Origin of the sequence: Paraburkholderia tropica (genome assembly GCF_900109265.1) — a bacterium.
Taxonomy (GTDB): Bacteria; Pseudomonadota; Gammaproteobacteria; order Burkholderiales; family Burkholderiaceae; genus Paraburkholderia; species Paraburkholderia tropica.
The window spans coordinates 141,125-159,052 of sequence record NZ_FNZM01000018.1; the positions used below are offsets into that span (position 1 = coordinate 141,125).

The window sequence follows — 17,928 nt, forward strand, 5'->3', positions numbered from 1 at the left end:
GGCCGTCTGCCATGACCCGGGGCACGGGCCGGCGCGCGAGCGCCGCGCGCGTGCGCCGGATCCTCCTCACTTCCCTCGTTATCTCGCCCGCCTTGATCCGTGACGTAATGCGCGGCTTTCGCCTGAAGCCCCTGATTTCCCTGCTGATCGCCGTGCCTGGATTCGCGCCGCCCCACGCGCTCGCGCAACTCTCGGACGCCGCGGCGCAGCCCGCGTCGCTCGGCGACAACTGGGCCTTGCGCGTCGATCCGCAATTGCAGGAGCACCCGCTGCAAGGCGGCCAGAAAGGCGCGACCGCCGCGCTCGGCGATACGATGACGAGCACCGCCGACACCGACCTCGCGCTGCACGGCAACGCCGAATTGCGGCGCTACGAATCGGTCGTGAAAGGCGACGCGCTCCATTATTTCGAGGACACCGACACCGCCGACGCGTACGGCCACGTCGACATCACGCAAAGCGGCGTGAGCTTCTTCGGCCCGTACGCGCACATGCTCGTGGAAGCACAGCAAGGCTATATCAGCACGCCGCGCTATCACTTCGTGGTGAATGGCGGCTGGGGCTCGGCCACGCGCGCCGACCTCGTCGACAACGAACGCGCCGTGCTGCACAACGGCACCTATACGACCTGCCAGTGCAGCGGCGAACCGGCCTGGTATCTGCGCGCCTCGCAGTTCGACATGGACAGCGGCACCGATACCGGCATCGCGCACAACGCCGTGCTGGTGTTTCAGGGGCTGCCGATCTTCGCGAGCCCGTGGCTTTCGTTTCCGCTGTCGAGCGACCGCCGCAGCGGCATCCTGCCGCCCACGTTCTCGTTCAGCTCGACGGGCGGTTTCGACCTGTCGGTGCCGATCTATTTCAATCTCGCGCCGAATTACGATCTGACGCTGACGCCGCGCATCATCAGCCGGCGCGGCGATCTGATGACGGCCGATTATCACTATCTGGGCAGCGATTACAGCGGCGAATTCTCCGCGCTGTTTCTACCGCACGACGCGTTGACGAACACGCAGCGCTACGACATCGCGATCAAGCACGACTGGAATATCGGCTCGGGATTTTCGGCGTATGTGAATTACAACCGCGTCTCGGATGCGAACGTCACGACCGACCTGACTTCGTCGGGCCAGTATCTGCTCGGCTCGACCACGCTCTACGATCAGGAAGCGGGGCTGCGTTACGCGAACGGCCCGTGGTCCGTGCTGCTGCGCGAGCAGCACTGGCAGCAGTATTCGGGCGACACGATCTATAACCGCGAGCCGCAGCTCAACGTGAAGTACGCGCGCTACAACGTGGACGGTCTCGACTTCGGCGCGGAAGCCGACGCCTCGCGCTTCACGATGTCGAGCGGCGACGTCGCGCAGGGCAATCGCTTCGTGTTCAATCCCTACGTCGCGCTGCCCATCGTGCGGCCGTCGTGGTACATCACGCCGAAGGTGCAGTGGCACTTCGCGAGCTACGATCTTTCGTCGCTCGGCTCCGATCCGATCGCCGGACAGCCGCGTAATTTCTCGGTCAACGTGCCGACGGTCAGTCTCGATTCGGGCATGACCTTCGAGCGCAGCGTGACGCTGTTCGGCCGCTCGTATATCCAGACGCTCGAACCGCGCCTGTTCTACGTCTACACGCCGTACCGCAACCAGAATTTCGCGCCGATCTTCGACACGGCCGAAAGCGACTTCGGTCTCGCGGAAATCTTCACGACGAACAGCTTCGTCGGCAACGACCGTATCGCCGACGCCAATCGCATTACCGCAGCCATCACGACGCGTTTCATCGATGCGCAAACGGGCTCGGAAGCCGCGCGTTTCGTGCTCGCGCAGCAATACAACTTCACCACGCCGCGCGTGACGCTGCTCGCCGACGGCTCGACCACCGACCTCACGCGCACGGGCGTGATCGAAGGCAGCTCGCTCAATATCGGCAGCGCGTTCAAGGCCGAACAGGCGATCGAATATAACGAGGCGAAGTCCTATCTCTCGCACACCAGCACGGGCTTTTCGTGGGCGCCCGCGCCGGGTCAGGTCATCAACATGGCGTATCGCTACACGCGCGCCGATGCGTCCGTGGATAACGAGCCGGTCAGCCAGTTCATCATCTCGGGACAGTGGCCGCTCACGCGCCACCTCTCCAGCGTCGCGCGCGTGAATTACGACATGCATCTGCATCGTCTGATCGCCGGTCTGCTGGGCTTTCAGTACAGCGCGGATTGCTGGTCGCTCGGCATCGCGTTCGAGAAGTACACCAACGAAACCAGTTCGACGACCGTGCCGAGCACCGGCAGCCGCGTGCTGATGCAGCTCGAACTGCGCGGTCTTTCGAAGGTCGATAACGGCATGCTGAATCAGTTCAAGGACAGCGTGCCGGGCTACACGCCGGTCTCGAACAACATCACGCCGCTGTCCCGATTCACGGACTACCAGTAAGCGCCTTTACTGGTAGAACACGTAGGTCGCGAGATACGGCGAGCTGCCCGATTCGTGCTCGCTCGTGCACGGCGCGGGCGGCTTCGCGCCGCCGACCGTGTTGATGCGCTGCACGTAGCGCACCGACGCGAGCAGCCCGGCCGCGCCGGTCGAATGCGTTTGCAGCAGCAGTTGCGGCACGCTGCCCGGCGTCGCACTCGGTTGCTGCGCCATCACCTTGCCTTCGATACGGCTGCCGTCCGGCGCGACCCACGACGGTCCCGCCGAATGCTCGATCACGGCCGCGCCATGCGCGTCGTAAAGCTTCGCGTGCGGCTGCTGGAAGACCCAGCCGAGTGTGTGATCCGCACCGTACTCGCAGGTGTAGATCTGCACGCCCGATGCCATGGTGCTCAACACCTGCTGCGCATTGGGCGCGTCGATGGACTGCGCGTGTGCCGCGCCCGCAGCGAGCATCCCCATCGCGCCTGCAACACCGATTGCCCGCGTGACGCGTGACAGACGAATCATGCCGATACTCCTCCTCGTGGTCAGAGCGCACAGTGTGCGCCTTAAATGCAGAACACGCAGGCGCGTTGCGCTATTCCCCCAGTTCCTGCTCCACGGGCGGAATACAGAAACGAAACAGCGTGCCGTTCGCGCCCGTGCGAACGAGCTCGATCTCGCCGCCATGCGCTTCGACGATCGACTTGCAGATCGACAGCCCCATGCCCATCCCCGACTTCTTCGAGGTCACCAGCGAATCGAACACGGTCGCGCTCAGATCGCCCGGAATGCCCGGCCCCGTGTCGGCCACCGTCACGCGCAACGCGCCGCTCGCATCGACCAAGGTGTCGATATCGATCAGACGTGGCCGCGCAGTTACGCCGCGCAGCGCTTCGAGCGCATTCATGACGAGATTGATCACCACCTGCTGAATCAGCGTGCGATCGGCCACGACGTCGAGGCGCGCGTCGAAATTGCCGCGCACGGCAATCTGATAATCGGCCAATTGATCGCTGAGCAGACGCAGCACTTCGCGAATCGCATCGTTGATATCGGTGAGTTCCGATTTCGGATGCGACTGCTTGACCATCGCACGCACGCTCGCAACGATATCCACCGCGCGCTGCGTATCGAGCGCGATCTGTTCGAGCATCGAATTGGCTTCGTCGATATCGGGCGATTCGCGATTCAACCAGCGTATCGCCGCGCGCGAACACGCACTCACCGCGCTGATCGGCTGACTGATTTCGTGCACGATATACGCGGCCAATTCGCCGATCACCGACAAACGTCCCGCGCGCTCAAGCTTGCCCTGCGCCTCGCGCAAATGCCGCTCCGCCGCCACGCGCTTCTGATGCTCGGACTCCACCTTGTGATAGAGCTTGGCATTCTCCAGTGAGATCGCGGCCTGCGAGGACAGCATCTCCAGAATGCGCAAACGCGCCGATGTAAAGACATCGGCAATCAGGCGATTCTCCAGATACAGCAGCCCCGACAGCGAGCCTTGTTTGACGAGCGGCACGCACATCGCCGAGCGCGGTCGAACCGCGAGAATATAGGCGTCGCGGCCGAAATTGGCATCGTCGATCGCGTTGCCGAGCACGACCGGTTCGCAGGTGCGCTGCGTCCAGTACGCAATCGACATGGGAATGCGTTCGGCGCTCGCGCGCTCGCGTTCGATTTCGACCGTCACCGCGCCATCGTCATACGTCGCGCGCGCGACGATATCGAGTTGACCGTCTTCGATCAGGCACAGCGTCGCACGGTCGGCGCCCGCATATTGCAGCGCCGTGTCGAGCAGCACGTTGATCAGCTTCGCCAGCGACATTTCACTCGACAAGGCCTGCGTCGCCTTCAAGACGACCTGCGTATCGAACGCACGCACATTCGCGCCTTGCGCGGCGGTCCAGTCGAATTGTTTCGGCGCGGCGCTCGCGAGTCCCATGGTCGGGAATTCGCTTTCGAGCGCGCGCAATCTGGTGTCCGCGCCGAGGCACGCATACGCGCTCCACGCCTGATGCAGATAACCCTGCGACGCCGCATGCCAGTGCTGCTGCGCCGAAAAGCGCGCCGCGAGTTCGCGCGCAAGCGCCTGCAATTGCAGCATGCGCGCGAGATCGGCGAGACGGATGGCCTCTTCGTAATCGCTCTGCGCGAAGCGCGGCTCGTCGCCGGTCGACGCCAGCTCCGCACGCACGAGCGCGGCGCGGCCGAGAAAGTTCTCGGGACTTTGCGCGGACCAGCGTTCGAGCGTCGCCAGACGCGCGCGCGCCGCCTGCAGATGCGCTTCACGCTCGCTGCCTTGCGCGCGGCGGCTCAGCGCCACGCGCAGCAGCGCGCTATAAAACACGAACTCCGGCATTTCGAGGAACGAGCGCGACGCCCATGCCGTGGCGTCCGCAGCCTGTTCCGCCTGCAATGCGACCGGCCAGTCCGCAAACAGATACGCGACCTGCAAGCGATACGTCCAGAACGAAAACGCGGCGATATCGCGGTGCACGCGGCCCGTGAGGCAATCGTCGAGCACGTGCTCGAAATCGCGGCTCGGCGCGCCCAGACCGATATCGATCGGCACACCGCGCAACGCCTGCACCACCCAGGCCTGCGCGATAAACGCATCGATCACCAGCGCGAAGCCCGCCTGGCGCGCGAGCGGCAAGCCTTCTTCCACCACCTTCTGCACATCGGAAAGCGGTGCGCCGCAAAACAGATAATTGGTGACGAGATGCCGCCGCGAATAGATCAGATACGTGACGTCGCCGAGCCTTGCCGTGAGCGCAATCGACGCTTCGATATGCTCGCGTGCGCGCGTGGCGGACCCTGTCCACGGCAAGCTCATCGCGCCGTAGCACATCTGCACGCGGCCCTGGAATTTCGTCAGCGCGCGTTCGGCGGGCAGGCGCATCGCGAGTTCCGCGAAGCGGCGCACCGTGTCGTAATCGCCATAGCGTTCGCCGACGATCTGGCTCAGGCCGACGTAGGCGTAACACGACGCGTCGCAATGGCCGTGTTCGAGACTCAGCGTGCTCATGCGCAGCATCATCAGATCGGCGAGACGCTGACTGAGAAATTTCGCGGCGGGCGCGAGATCGGTGAGCACGTCCATGGCGATATAAATGCGCCGGTCGCTCATCAACGGCGACGCCGCCAGTTCGTCGACGCTGCGATTGCCGTCGAGCGCCTTGAAACGCGCGAATTCGCGATCGATATCGGCGTCGGTCGGCGTGCGCGCGAGCACGATGCCCGCTTCGTCGCGCACGTATTGCAGGCCGATATCGAGCGCCGTCGCCGACTCGTCGATCGTCACGTGCATCGCCACGCGCAAGCGCGCGAGTTCCGCGCGGTGATCGAGCGGCAGCAGCGCGCTGGGCACGGCGGCGAGGCGGCGCGCCGCCGCCGCGACTTCCATGCACAGAAACTCGCACTCGCCGAGCCGCAGCGCGATCAGCGCGTCGAGCGGCGCGCCCGCCGCACTGCCCTGCGCGAAGCTTTGCGCCACGGCCAGATACGCCATCGCCGACGCATACGCCGTCGCGCCAATCGCACGCTGCGCGGCGTCGAGATTCACGCGCGCAAAGCGCTCGCGCTCCTCGGGAGACGCGACGAGCCGCGCCGCGAGATTCAACTGGTTCGCCACCACGAACAAACTGCTCGACGACGCGCGATAACTCGCGCAATCCAGCAAACGGCGACCCATGGCCAGATGGCCCGCTTCGCGCGCGTCGAGACTCATGCCGTAATAGACGGCGTCGCGAATGCGGTCGTGCGCGAAGGTGTACAGGTCTTCGTCGAGGATGATCAGCGCCGCGTCCATCGCCGGCCGCAACGACGCTTCGAGTTGCGCGGGATCGCTGCCCACGGCATCTGCGAGCATGTTCAGCGGCACCGGCTTCGCGATCAGCGCAACGGAGCGCAACACGTCCTGCGTCGACGGCGCGAGTGCGTCGATCTTTTCCGTGAGCAGTTCCATCAGGCTCGACGAACTCGCGCGCTCGGCAATGCCCGCCACGCTCGAATGCCATTCGCCGCGCGCTTCGTCGAATTCGAGCACGCTGTCGTCGACGAGCGAGCGCACGAACTGAATCGCGAACAGCGGATTGCCGCCCGTATAAGCGCCGATCAGATCGACGGATTCGCGCAGTTGCTGCACGCGCCCGATCAGCATCGCTTCGATCAGTTGTTCGAGGTCGTGGCTCGACAACGGTTCGAGCACGAGCCGATGCGCATGCGCGCCGTCGCGCAGCACGTGCACGAGCCGGTTATCCGCGCGAATCTCGTTGTCGCGCAGCGCGGCGATAAACAGCACGCGTTCGCTGCCCGGCTTGCCGATCAGGTGCGTGAGCACTTCGAGCGTGTCGCGATCGGCCCATTGCAGGTCGTCGAGAAACAGCACGAGCGCCTTGCCCGGCTCGGTGAACGCGTTCATCAGTTTCGACATCGCGTCGAGAAAGCGCGGCTTTTCTGCGTGCGCCGAGACCGCGCGCTGGTGTTCGAACTGACCGAGCACGCGCGCGAGTTCCGGAAAGACGGCCGTGACGATCGAGGCGTCACCGGCGAGCGCGTCGCGCAGACGGCGCTGCACGCGCTCGAATTCGGCGGGCGCATAACCGAGCACGTGGCGCAGCAGCGAATGCAAGGCGCGCGCGATGCTCGCGTAGGGCGCCGCGCCGTCGGCCTGCTCGCACTTGCCCGCGGCGAACTCGTGGCCCGCACCCGCAAGGCGCTTGCGCACGTGCTGCACCAGCGCCGTCTTGCCGATGCCCGCCGGCCCTTCGACGAGCATCAGCGGCGGCCCGCCGTCGAGCGCGGCATGGCGTGCGGCCGCGAGCAACTGGTCGATTTCGAGGTGGCGGCCATAGAGCGAATCGGGCACACCCAGCGAAGGCCGCAGCTTCAGTTGCCGCGTGAAAGCATGGACGTGCGCGTGCGTATGCGCCGTGCCTTCGGCGGCGTCGAGCAGATCTTTCGCCAGATGCGCGGCTGATTGATAACGTTGCGCGGGCTCCTTCTCCAGCAGCAGCCGCACGATCGCCTTGAGTTTCTCCGGCACGCGCGCGTGCGTCTGCGCCGACTGCCCGCCTTCGAACGGCCGCCGCGTGAGGTGCGCGTGCATCGCCCCGGAAGCCGTGAGATTCGGAAACGGCACCTCGCCGGTCAGCATGCGGTGAAAGAGGCAGCCCAGCGAATAGAGATCGGAGCGTGCGTCCACGGCGCGGTCGATGCGCCCCGTCGCTTCCGGGGCCGCGTAATCGATCACGGTTTCGAGCACGTCTTTATCGATTTCCGGCGCACTCTCCTGGCCGGAAAAACCGGTGAGCCAGGCGCGCTCGCCCGCTGCGTCGAGCATGAAACTCGCGGGCTGCAACGCGCCATGCACGAGTCCGGCGAGATGCGCGAGACCCAGCGATTGCGTCATGCTCACCGCGTGGCGAATGAAGGCATCGACGGGCATCGCGACGTCGCCCGGTTCGGCGCGCGTCTCGTCGAAAATCTCGCCGAGCATCCGGCCGCCCGGATCGTGCAGCAGCAACGCCGGCGCCTGATTGTGGACGACGAATTGAATCGGATGGAGCGCGAACTCGGGATCGAGGCGCGCGCGAATGCCGTATTCATGGCGCAGGCGACCCAGCGCGGCGACAGGATCAACAGCCGAAGGCACCGCCGCCAGCACCGATTCTCCCGCCGTGACGATGCGATACAGCCGCGCCGCGCCGTCCTGAATCAGGACGAATCGTGCACGGGACCAGTCCGCGGCGGATTCGGGAATGACATTGACCATGGATCCTCTGCGCCTTTTGCCGGGTCACGCCCGGGCCATCTTCTGATTCGTCGCGCCGTGCATCGCGCAAAGGCGTATCTTACCCGTGGCTTACGCGCCACGCGTCATCCCGCCCATCGAATCAAGGCCCGCGAGTTCGCGCGCAATCGGCCAGTTTTAAGCGCAGATTAATGGCCTCGTGTATCTGGAATATGTCGACATCGGCAATAAAAAACGCGGTCGAGCCATGACTGGCTGACCGCGTCGTGAGCCGGCTGCGCCACCAAAGTGGCGCGCCGCGCTGCCCGGAGGCTTACGCTTCCAGTTGTTCGAGCACCTTGCCCTTGGTTTCGATGCCGAGGAAATGCACCGCGATCGCCGCGAGAAACGGCACGGCCGCGAGGATATAGAACGCCACGTCGAGATTGCCGCCGATCATCGTCTTCGACACGATGGTGGGCGCGAAGATCGCCGCGATCTTGAGCCACGCGCCGCCCACGCCGCAACCGAGCGCGCGGATGCTGGTGGGATACAGTTCCGGCGTGTACACGTAAGCCGTGATGAAGCCGCTCGCGAGCAGGCCGAGCGCCAGCGCGCAGAACGTCGCCACCACGTACACCGACATCGCGTGGCAGATCCCGGCCAGCGCCAGCGAAATGCCGCACAGCACGAACGAGACGTTGATGATCGGCTTGCGGCCCACCTTGTCCACCAGCAGCGCACAGGTGAGCGAACCCAGCACGCCGAGCACCGAAGCGGCCACCGCGAGATTGAGCGCCAGTTGCAGCGGCGCGTGGTAGACGGTGCGATAGATCGTCGGCAGCCACGTCGACAGACCGTACTGAATGAAGCCGCAGGTCATCCACAGCATCGCCACCGCGATCGTGCGGTTGCGGTACGCCGGACCGAACAGGTCTTTCACGCTGCGCTTCGGATGACGCTTCGCGAGTGCGTCGAATTCCGCCGCGTTCGTGACCGGTTCGAGCGGGCCCTTCACGGTGCGCTCGAAGGCGCTCACGGCCTGGTCGGCGTCCTGCAGACGTTCGCGTTCGGCGAGCCAGCGCGGCGATTCCGGCACGAGCTTGCGCAGCACGAAAAACAGAATCAAGGGCGTGCCGCCGATGAAGTACATCGCCTGCCAGCCGAAGCGCGGCACGATCCACGCGCCCAGCGCATTCGACGCGAGCAGACCGATCGGGAACACGATCTCGTAGAGCAGCACGAAACGCCCGCGGCCATGTGCGCGGCTAACCTCGTTGATATACGTCGCCGCCACGGGCAGTTCGCCGCCCAGACCGAAGCCCTGAATCACGCGCAGCGCGGCGAATACCGCGAAGCTCGGCGCAAAACCGCAGGCAATGCTGGTCACGCCGATGATGCCCGAACTCCAGGCAATCGCGCGCACGCGGCCGTGACGCTCCGCGAGCCACGGAAACAGGAACGCGCCGAACAACTGCCCGACCGAACCCGAGGCGATCAGAAAGCCGATTTCCCACGGCGTAAGGTGCCACTTCTGAATCAGGATCGGCAGCGTCGCGGCGATGGCGATCACGTCGAAACCGTCGAAGAACGTGGCGAGGCCGATCAGGATCCGCGCGCGCACCTGCATGGCGTTGGCCGGCATGCGTTCGAGCCGCGCGATGATCGAACCGCGCGTGATGGACTCGCCGACCGCGGTGCCGCCGCGATGGCCGAGGGTAGTGTCGAGGGTTCTCATGCCTGTGATCCCATCCCGTATGTGAGGTCGGTTGTGTAGTGGCGAGCGCGTCAGGCGAGAGCCTTGCTGGTGTCGACGAGCGCCGCGACGTCCACCGCTCGGCCCTGGTTCATCCACTTGCGCGCGAGCTTGAGGTCGCGCGCCGAATTGATCGCGATGACGCCGCGCAGATGGCCGTCCTCGACGAAGAACAGCGTTGCGCGCTTTTCTGCGAGATTGCCGCGCAGCACCGGCGCGACGCCTGGCGGCAAATCGCCCAGAATCTGCAGATTCACGTCGTACTGATCGGACCAGAACCACGGAATTTCCGCATACGCTTCCTTCACGCCCAGCACGGCCTTCGCCGCCGCAATGGCCTGATTCTGCGCATTGGCCCACGATTCCAGGCGCACGCGGCGCTTGAGCCACGCGTTCGGATGATTCGCGACGTCGCCGCACGCGAACACATCGGCGTCGGAACTCTGGCCGAATTCATCGACGACGATACCGTCCTGCACCGCGATGCCCGCCGCTTCCGCGAGCGCCGTGTGCGGTGCGAGGCCGATGCCCGCGACCGCGAAGTCGGCGTCGAGCGTGCTGCCATCCGAGAAGGTCGCGCGCACGCCGCCGTCGGCGTTGTCGTCGAGCGAGACAAGCGCCGCGTTCAGACGCACATCCACGCCGTTCGCGCGATGCAGTTCGAGCAGGAAGTCCGAGACTTCATTGGGCAGCGAACGCGCGCACAGACGCGGCGCGCCTTCGATCACCGTCGCCGCCACACCGAGCTTGCGTGCCGTGGCCGCGACTTCGAGGCCGATCCAGCCGCCGCCCACCACCAGCACTCGCTCGCTGCGGCGCAGGCGTTCGCCCAGCGCCATCGCTTCGTCGAGCGTGCGCAGATACGTCACGTGCGCGCTCTTCGCCACGCTCGCGGGCAGCTTGCGCGCCGCGCCGCCCGTGGCGATCACGAGCTTGTCGTACTTCACCGTGCGGCCCGAGCGCGTCGTGACCGTGTGCGCCGCGCGATCGATCGCGCTCGCGCAATCCGGTTGCCACGCTTCGATGTCGAGCGCCGCGAACTCGTCGGGCTTCGCGATGCGCACCGTTTCGATATCGGCCTCGCCTGCGAGCACCGCCTTCGACAGCGGCGGGCGCTCGTAGGGCAGATGCGTTTCGTCGGCGATCATCACGAGACGGCCCGCAAAGCCTTCCTTGCGCAGCGTCTTGACGACCCAGCCCGCGGCCTGGCCGCCGCCGATCACGACGACCGTGCGCGGCGCGGCGTGTTCGCCGGATTCGATTGCGTCGCTCATGATTTCCGCTCCGTCATGAACTTGCCCTTCGGCGCTTCGGCGTTTTTCTGACGGCGCGTATTGCCGTCGAGACCGCCGTCGATGGCCCATTCGGCAAATACGGTCGGGCCCGGTTCGAAGTCGCGCGGCTCCCAGTCGGGCGTCAGCACGTCTTCGTCGGCGTAATACTCGATCAGGCCGCCGGCCGGATTCTTGAAGTACCAGAAGTACGCCGACGACACCGGATGGCGGCCCGGCCCGAGTTGCGTGGTCCAGCCGCAGCGGCTGATATGCAGGCCGCCGCCGAACACTTCGTGAATGTCGCGCACCGTGAACGCCACGTGATTCAGGCCCTTCTTGCCATCCGGCAGCGCGAGCAGGAACAGATCGTGGTGGCCGCCGTGCGGCGCGCAGCGCATGAACGCGCCGCGATTCGGGTAGCGGTCCGAGGTCTCGAAGCCGAGCAGTTCGTGATAGAACGCTTCCTGCTCGGCGAGGCAGTTCGTGAAGAACACCACGTGGCCGACTTCCACCGGCTCCGCGCGTTCGTAGACCGGCGACGGCGTATCCACGCGCAACGTTTGGCCCCAGACGTTCGACGGCGAACCGGCGACGTCGAGTTCGCGCTTGCGCGTCACTTCCACGCGAATCGCCATGCCGGCCGGGTCGAAACACCCGACGCCGTTTTCATCGCTGTGATAGCCGGGCTGGCCTTTGAGGCGTTCGCGCAGCGCGTCGAGTTCTTCGCGCGTCGCCACGCCCCACACCACTTCGCGCAGCGTCGGGCCTTCCTCGAAGGCGGCGGGCAGCGACGCGTCGTTCGCGTCGACGGCCAGCACGGTGCAGCCGTTGAGCGTTTCGAAGCGCGCGCGCGTTTCGTCGTGCGCGGTTTCCTTCAGGCCCCAGTCCGCGAAAAAGCGGCGGCAGGTGGCGAGATCCGTCACGCCGTAGGTAATCTGTTCGATGCCGAGAATCGTCATGTTCATTGCTCCGTTGCGCGCGCTCAGGCGTTGGCCCAGGGCAGCGGCGCGTCATTCAAGCCCCAGTAAAGGCTCTTTTGCTGCATGTATTCGCGAATGCCGAGCCGCCCTTTTTCGCGGCCCATGCCGCTTTCCTTCCAGCCCGAGAACGGCGTGGAAATCGAAAACAGCTTGTACGTATTGATCCAGACGGTGCCCGCCTCGATCTTGCGCGCCACGCGCCAGGCGCGTTTGTAGTCGCGCGTCCAGATGCCGGCGGCGAGACCGAACACGCTGTCGTTGGCTTCCTCGATGAGCGCCGCTTCGTCGTCGAAGGGCATGGCCACCAGCACCGGTCCGAAAATCTCTTCCTGGCAGATGCGCGCGCGATTGGTCAGACCTTCGAGAATCGTCGGCTGATAGAAGCAGCCCTGTTCGCGGCCGTCGCCGACCGGACGCTCGCCGCCGCACAGCAGGCGGCCGCCTTCTTCCAGGCCGATCGCCACGTAGCGCTCGACCGACTCGCGATGCTTCGGCGTGATCAGCGGACCCATCTGCGTTTTCTCGTTCGACGGATCGCCCACGCGCAATTCGCGCGCGGCCGCGACGAGGCGCTTCATGAACGTGTCGTAGATCGAGCGCTGCACGAACAGACGCGAACCCGCGATGCACGCCTCGCCCGACGAGCTGAAGATCCCGTATAGCACGCCATTAATCGCATGATCGATGTCGGCATCCTCGAACACGATGGTCGGCGACTTGCCGCCCAGTTCGAGCGAGACCGGCATGAGTTTGTCCGCCGCGATGCGTGCGATGCCGCGGCCCACTTCGGTGCCGCCCGTGAACGAAACCTTGCGCACGAGCGGATGGCGCACCAGCACGTCGCCGATCACCGAGCCCTTGCCCGGCAGCACGCTCAGAATGCCCTTCGGCACGCCGGCTTCCTCGCAGATGCGCGCGAGCGCGAGCGAGATCAGCGGCGTGACTTCGGCGGGCTTGAGCACCACCGCGTTGCCGCCTGCGAGCGCGGGCGCAAGCTTCTGCGCGTCGGAAGCGATCGGCGAATTCCACGGCGTGATCGCGGCGACCACGCCAATCGGTTCGTACACGCTCATCGTCAGATAGTCGCCGCGCGAAGGCGTGACTTCCTCGTCGAGCGTTTCGAGGCAGGCCGCGAAATAGCGGAACGTGTTCGCGGCGCTCGCCACCAGCACGCGCGTCTCGCCGATCGGCTTGCCGTTGTCGCGGCGCTGCAATTGCGCGAGCGCTTCGTGGCGCTGCATGATGAGGTCAGCGATGCGGTACAGCACGAGCGCGCGCAGATGCGGCTTCATGCCCGACCACGCGCCCTGCTTCCACGCGGCGTGCGCTTTTTCCACGGCTTCGGCGGCATCTTCGGCGCTCGCCGTCGAGACCTCCATGTTGAGCGACTGGTCGGCCGGGTAAAGGCTCGCGAAGGGCGCGGCGCGGCCCTGGCGCCATTCGCCGCCGACGAAGATGTCGCCGTTGGGAACGAGGCTCGTATCGAAGGGAGTCATGTCAGAGGTCTCTTTGTTTCATTGCGGGCGATACCTGTGCATCTGCACACGTATCGCCTTCCATCACAGCTTGTGCGCGAGGCGCGCCATCAAATCACGCAACGCGCGGCACGGTTGCGCAGCGCGCGAATCGCGCTGTACGCCGTGAGCGCCGAGGTTTTCGGATTGTCGGGCAGCGGCTTGCCGCTCATTTCCAGCGACATCTCGCCGAACACGCCGCGCGCCACGATGCGATGCACGTTGCGCTCGACCGCCGGATCGGCGATCAGGCGCACCGTCGTGTGGTCGAGGCCGAGGCCCGCGAGCGCGATGGTCGCCGCCACGTTGGCGTTCTTCGGAAAGAGCCGTGCCGCTTCGCGCGCGCTGCCTTCGAAGATCACCTGCTCTTTCGTGAGCGTACGCAGATCGCAGACCTTTTCCGCCGGCGTGTCGAGCCAGCCGAGCGGCGGCTTGCGGCCCGTGTACAGCACTTCGTCGAGGCCGCCGAGCTTGGCCGCCGAGAGCGCGTCGATGCCGCCGATCGCGCCCGACAGCAGCGTGACCGTCGCGTCGCCTTCGTCCGCCGCGAGCGACAGACGTTCGAGCAGATCGACGTCGGACAGCGCGCCGATCGACGCCACCGCGCAATCGGTGCCGCTTTGCAGCAGCGGCACGACGTGATCGAGCAGCGCGGCGTGACCCGCGCATTCGAGCGCGAAATGCGGCTTCGTCGACAGACGATCCACCGACGACACCACTTCCACCGCGCCGTCCACCTGGGCGCGCACGGCGTCGGCGTGATGCTCGGGCACGATCACATGCGAGACGTGTACGAGCGGATCGGCCGCGACCGCGCGATAGACGGTCTGACCGATCGCGCCGAAGCCGATCATCGCGATGTCGATCGGCGCGTGAGCGGCGTGGCCGCCATGACCGTTAAGCATGTTGCGGCTCCTCCTTGCGCACCGGCGGGCCGGCGAACACGGCTTCGAAGCTGCCGACCGACTTCATGTCGACTTCGAGCAGCACGGGGCCGTCGAACGCGATGCCTTCGCGGATCACGTCGTCGGCGTTGTCGAGCGACGAGAGGCGGAAATGCTTGAGGCCGAGGCTCGCGCAGAACTGCGAGAATTCCGGCTGGTGCAGATCGACGAACATGCGGCGGCCGCCGTACTGCGCGTCCTGAATGTTGCGGATCACGCCGTAGCACTGATCGTTCATCAGCACGATCATGACGTTGGCCTTTTCCTGCACGGCCGTCGCGAGTTCGCCGACGTTCACCATCAGACCGCCGTCGCCGACGAGGCAGACCGTCTTCGCGGCCGCGTTCGCAAGCGCCGCGCCGATCGCCATCTGCATGCCCTGGCCGATGCCGCCGCCCAGCGCGTGCACGCCCGCGCGCGGCGTGAAGATCTTCAGCAGGCGGTTGCCCCACGTGCTGTTCGAGATCGTAACGTCGCGCACCCAGTTGTAGTCGCGGCCCACGGCGCGTTGCAGCGCTTCCACGAGGCGGCGATACGGGCCGAGACCCTTGGCCGTTTCGCTCACGGCGGTTTCGCGCGCGGCCGCGAGATCGGCGGCGAATTGCGGATCGACCTTGAGCTTGCCTTCGAGGCGCGTGGCGAGTGCGTCGAGCACGCGCGCGGCGTCGCCGTGCACGAAGAGTTCGTTGCGATAGCCGCGGTTATCGGCGAGCGCGTCGGCGTCGATACGATAAAGCGGCTGCGGCAGACCGAGCTTGTACTTGAGCGTTTCGTTGCCGCGCAGACGCGAGCCGACCACCAGCATCGCATCGCAGGTCTTGTAGAAGCGCTCGACCGAGCCGCTCACGTTGAACGCACCGAGCGTCGCCGGATGATCTTCGGGCAGCACGCCGCGGCCCTGCACGCTCGTCACCACGCCGAAGCCCAGCGCCACCAGACGCTCGACCGCGCTGCGCGCGTGGCGCGTGCCGCCGCCGAGCCACAGCAGCGGACGCTTCGCCTTCGTGAGCGCGTTCGCGAGTTGTTCGACGCGCGCTTCGTCGTGCGTGAGCGTCGTGAGATGCGGCGCGGCCAGATCGGCGGGCCACTCGGTCAGCGCGGCCTGAATGTCGATGGGGATCTCGACGCTGACCGGACCGCTCGGCGCGGTCTGCGCGACGCGCACGGCTTCGCGGATCGTCGGCAGCGCGGTTTCGACCGAGCGCACGCGGAACGCGGCCTTCGAGATCGACGAGAGCATCGACAGTTGATCGGGCGCTTCGTGGATGTACGCGAGGTCCTGATCGAGATATTCGGTTTCGATCTGGCCGGTGATGTGCAGCAGCGCCGTGCCTGCCGTGAGCGCTTCGACCATCGCGCCCGCTGCGTTGCCCGCCGCCGTGCCCGTGCTCGTGAACGCCACGCCGAGGCCGCCCGAGACGCGCGCGAGGCCGTCGGCCATGTTGACCGCGCCCGCTTCGCCGCGCGCGCCCACATAGCGGATGTTGCCGCGCACGCCGATGGCGTCGAGGATCGGCATGTTGTGAATCGAAATCACGCCGAACGCGGTTTGAACGCCGCATTGTTCGAGGAAGGCGGCGATCAGTTCGCCGACGGTGGTTTTATTAGACATGACGTGCTACGCCTCCAGATACATCGATATGACTGCCCGTCGTATAGGACGACAGGGACGTGGCCAGATAAAACAGGGCTTGCGCGGCTTCTTCGGGCAAACCGAAGCGGCCGAGCGGAATGTGCTTCTTGCGGGCGAGTTCGCCGGTCCAGTCCTGCCAGCTTTGACCGGCGGCCTGCGCGGCGGCGTCGTTGTCATAGCGGCGGCGCCACTGGCCCGACTCGACGATGCCGATCAGGATCGAGTTCACGCGGATGTGCTCGGGCGCGAGTTCGACCGCGAGCGACTTGATGAGGCTCAGCACGCCCGCGCGCGCCGACGACGTCGCGACCATATGCGGCTCCGGTTGGAGCGCGAGCAGCGAGTTCACGCAGACGATCGACGCGTTTTTCCCTTGTTTTGCGGTGCTTTTCAGCATCGGCAGGAAGGCGCGCGTGGGGCGGATGATGCTGAAGTACTTGAGGTCCAGTTCTTCGCGCCACGCTTCGTCGGTGGTGTCGGCGAAGGTGGAGACGCGGCCCTGGCCCGCGTTGTTCACGAGCATGTCGGCGCGGCCGAAGCGCTGTTCGACGGCGCTCGCGAAAGCGGCCACGTCGTTCGCGTCGAGCACGTCGCAACGCGCGGCCAGCAGTTGCGCCTGCGGATGACGCTCGCGCAGTTCGCGTTCGGCGCGTGCGAGGCGGTCGCTGTCACGGCCGCAGATCGCGACCGAGGCGCCCGCCTGCAAAAAGAGTTCGGCGGTGGCGAGGCCGATGCCGGACGAACCGCCCGTGACCACCGCGACCTGGCCGCGCAAATCGAGTTGAATCATTTGATCCCCAGTGCCTTCATGTACGACGTTTTCTTGCTGCCCGCGGCCTGCGAAGATTGACCGCGGTAATTGAGGCGCTTCGACAGTTCATCGGCCGCATGGCGCACCTTGTCGATCAGCCCGCCGTCGAGCAGCGAGGTGTCGATGCCCGGACGCGGAATGGTGGTCGTCACCACGGCGGCGATGCGGCCCGTGTCGTTGCGCACGGGCGCCGACACCACCGAAATGCCGCGCTCGAACGACGATTCGCTCACGGCATAGCCGCGCTCGGCGTCTTCGCGAATGCGCGCGAAAAGTTCTTCGACCGTGTCCGGCGTCGAGGGCGTGAAGCGTTCGAGAGCCGGCTCCGGATAAAGCGCGCGCAGTTCGTCGAGCGTGAGATCGCCCATCAGCACCTGGCCGTGCGTGGTGGCGTGCGCGGGCAGACGCGTGCCCACGTTCACCTTCACCGAGCTGAAGATCGGCGCGTGGCTTTGCGCCTTCGCCACGAACACGATGTCGCGTCCGTCGCGAATCACGATATGCGTTGTGAGGCCGGTGGCGTCGCGCAGCGCTTCGATCAGCGGCAGGCCGAGGTCGGTCAGTTCCAGCGAACTCAGATATTCGAAACCGAGGCGCAGCACGGCCACGCCCAGGCGGTAATTGCGGTCGCGGTCGGCGCGTTCGAGAAAGCCGAGCGATTCGAGCGTCTGCAACAGACGGAATACCGTCGTGCGCGGAATGCCGAGGCGGCGCGACAGTTCGGGTGCATCGAGCACCGGCTCGCGCGGCGAGAATTCGGTGAGAATGCGCAGCCCCCTTTCCAGACCCGGCACGCGATAGCTGGTGTCGTTGCGGTCTTCGTCGGCGTCGGGGGACGCGCTGGCGAGGTCGGGTGTCATTCTTT

The 17,928-nt window shown here is 65.8% G+C and carries 11 protein-coding genes; 1 reads left to right on the forward strand and 10 read right to left on the reverse strand.

Annotated elements, in window-relative coordinates; genetic code table 11:
- Window positions 1-107: 107 nt before the first annotated feature.
- The gene (locus BMY06_RS28105) at window positions 108-2,429 is read left to right on the forward strand and encodes an LPS-assembly protein LptD (protein ID WP_080180324.1); all 2,322 of its coding nucleotides are present in this window, start codon (window positions 108-110) and stop codon (window positions 2,427-2,429) included.
- 6 nt (window positions 2,430-2,435) lie between these two features.
- On the opposite strand, the gene BMY06_RS28110 is transcribed toward BMY06_RS28105, so the two are convergent.
- The 10 genes from BMY06_RS28110 to BMY06_RS28155 all read right to left on the reverse strand — a co-directional run bounded on the left by BMY06_RS28110 (window position 2,436) and on the right by BMY06_RS28155 (window position 17,923).
- Window positions 2,436-2,939 carry a DUF3455 domain-containing protein gene (locus tag BMY06_RS28110; protein WP_074986595.1) on the reverse strand — a complete coding sequence of 168 codons (504 nt, stop codon included), beginning with the start codon at window positions 2,937-2,939 and terminating at the stop codon, window positions 2,436-2,438.
- Window positions 2,940-3,009: 70 nt separating this feature from the next.
- The gene (locus tag BMY06_RS28115) at window positions 3,010-8,193 is read right to left on the reverse strand and encodes a trifunctional serine/threonine-protein kinase/ATP-binding protein/sensor histidine kinase (protein WP_074986596.1); all 5,184 of its coding nucleotides are present in this window, start codon (window positions 8,191-8,193) and stop codon (window positions 3,010-3,012) included.
- 292 nt (window positions 8,194-8,485) lie between these two features.
- Window positions 8,486-9,889 (reverse strand): MFS transporter, encoded by a 1,404-nt coding sequence (locus tag BMY06_RS28120; protein WP_074986597.1) that lies wholly within the window; start codon window positions 9,887-9,889, stop codon window positions 8,486-8,488.
- Window positions 9,890-9,939: 50 nt separating this feature from the next.
- Window positions 9,940-11,181: an NAD(P)/FAD-dependent oxidoreductase gene (locus BMY06_RS28125; RefSeq protein WP_074986598.1), complete on the reverse strand. Its 1,242-nt coding sequence runs from the start codon at window positions 11,179-11,181 to the stop codon at window positions 9,940-9,942.
- Complete coding sequence (locus BMY06_RS28130) at window positions 11,178-12,140, reverse strand: VOC family protein (protein ID WP_065057904.1); 963 nt, start codon at window positions 12,138-12,140, stop codon at window positions 11,178-11,180. The genes BMY06_RS28125 and BMY06_RS28130 overlap by 4 nt, the downstream gene beginning before the upstream one ends.
- 23 nt (window positions 12,141-12,163) lie before the next feature.
- Window positions 12,164-13,657, reverse strand: a complete 1,494-nt coding sequence (locus BMY06_RS28135) for an aldehyde dehydrogenase (protein ID WP_065057810.1) — start codon at window positions 13,655-13,657, stop codon at window positions 12,164-12,166.
- A gap of 89 nt (window positions 13,658-13,746) precedes the next feature.
- Window positions 13,747-14,580, reverse strand: coding sequence for an aspartate dehydrogenase (locus tag BMY06_RS28140; RefSeq protein WP_065057809.1), 834 nt, complete (start codon window positions 14,578-14,580; stop codon window positions 13,747-13,749).
- Window positions 14,573-16,231 carry a thiamine pyrophosphate-binding protein gene (locus tag BMY06_RS28145; RefSeq protein WP_065057808.1) on the reverse strand — a complete coding sequence of 553 codons (1,659 nt, stop codon included), beginning with the start codon at window positions 16,229-16,231 and terminating at the stop codon, window positions 14,573-14,575. The genes BMY06_RS28140 and BMY06_RS28145 overlap by 8 nt, the downstream gene beginning before the upstream one ends.
- Window positions 16,224-17,042: an SDR family oxidoreductase gene (locus BMY06_RS28150; RefSeq protein WP_074986599.1), complete on the reverse strand. Its 819-nt coding sequence runs from the start codon at window positions 17,040-17,042 to the stop codon at window positions 16,224-16,226. Before BMY06_RS28150 ends, BMY06_RS28145 begins: the two co-directional genes overlap by 8 nt.
- Window positions 17,039-17,923 (reverse strand): IclR family transcriptional regulator, encoded by an 885-nt coding sequence (locus BMY06_RS28155; RefSeq protein ID WP_065057806.1) that lies wholly within the window; start codon window positions 17,921-17,923, stop codon window positions 17,039-17,041. The genes BMY06_RS28150 and BMY06_RS28155 overlap by 4 nt, the downstream gene beginning before the upstream one ends.
- Between the last annotated feature and the right edge of the window lie 5 nt (window positions 17,924-17,928).

Coding starts and splice junctions, on each gene's coding strand:
- BMY06_RS28105 (WP_080180324.1), top strand. CDS start 108: ATGCGCGGCTTTCGCCTGAAGCCCCTGATTTCCCTGCTGATCGCCGTG.
- BMY06_RS28110 (WP_074986595.1), bottom strand. CDS start 2,939: ATGATTCGTCTGTCACGCGTCACGCGGGCAATCGGTGTTGCAGGCGCG.
- BMY06_RS28115 (WP_074986596.1), bottom strand. CDS start 8,193: ATGGTCAATGTCATTCCCGAATCCGCCGCGGACTGGTCCCGTGCACGA.
- BMY06_RS28120 (WP_074986597.1), bottom strand. CDS start 9,889: ATGAGAACCCTCGACACTACCCTCGGCCATCGCGGCGGCACCGCGGTC.
- BMY06_RS28125 (WP_074986598.1), bottom strand. CDS start 11,181: ATGAGCGACGCAATCGAATCCGGCGAACACGCCGCGCCGCGCACGGTC.
- BMY06_RS28130 (WP_065057904.1), bottom strand. CDS start 12,140: ATGACGATTCTCGGCATCGAACAGATTACCTACGGCGTGACGGATCTC.
- BMY06_RS28135 (WP_065057810.1), bottom strand. CDS start 13,657: ATGACTCCCTTCGATACGAGCCTCGTTCCCAACGGCGACATCTTCGTC.
- BMY06_RS28140 (WP_065057809.1), bottom strand. CDS start 14,580: ATGCTTAACGGTCATGGCGGCCACGCCGCTCACGCGCCGATCGACATC.
- BMY06_RS28145 (WP_065057808.1), bottom strand. CDS start 16,231: ATGTCTAATAAAACCACCGTCGGCGAACTGATCGCCGCCTTCCTCGAA.
- BMY06_RS28150 (WP_074986599.1), bottom strand. CDS start 17,042: ATGATTCAACTCGATTTGCGCGGCCAGGTCGCGGTGGTCACGGGCGGT.
- BMY06_RS28155 (WP_065057806.1), bottom strand. CDS start 17,923: ATGACACCCGACCTCGCCAGCGCGTCCCCCGACGCCGACGAAGACCGC.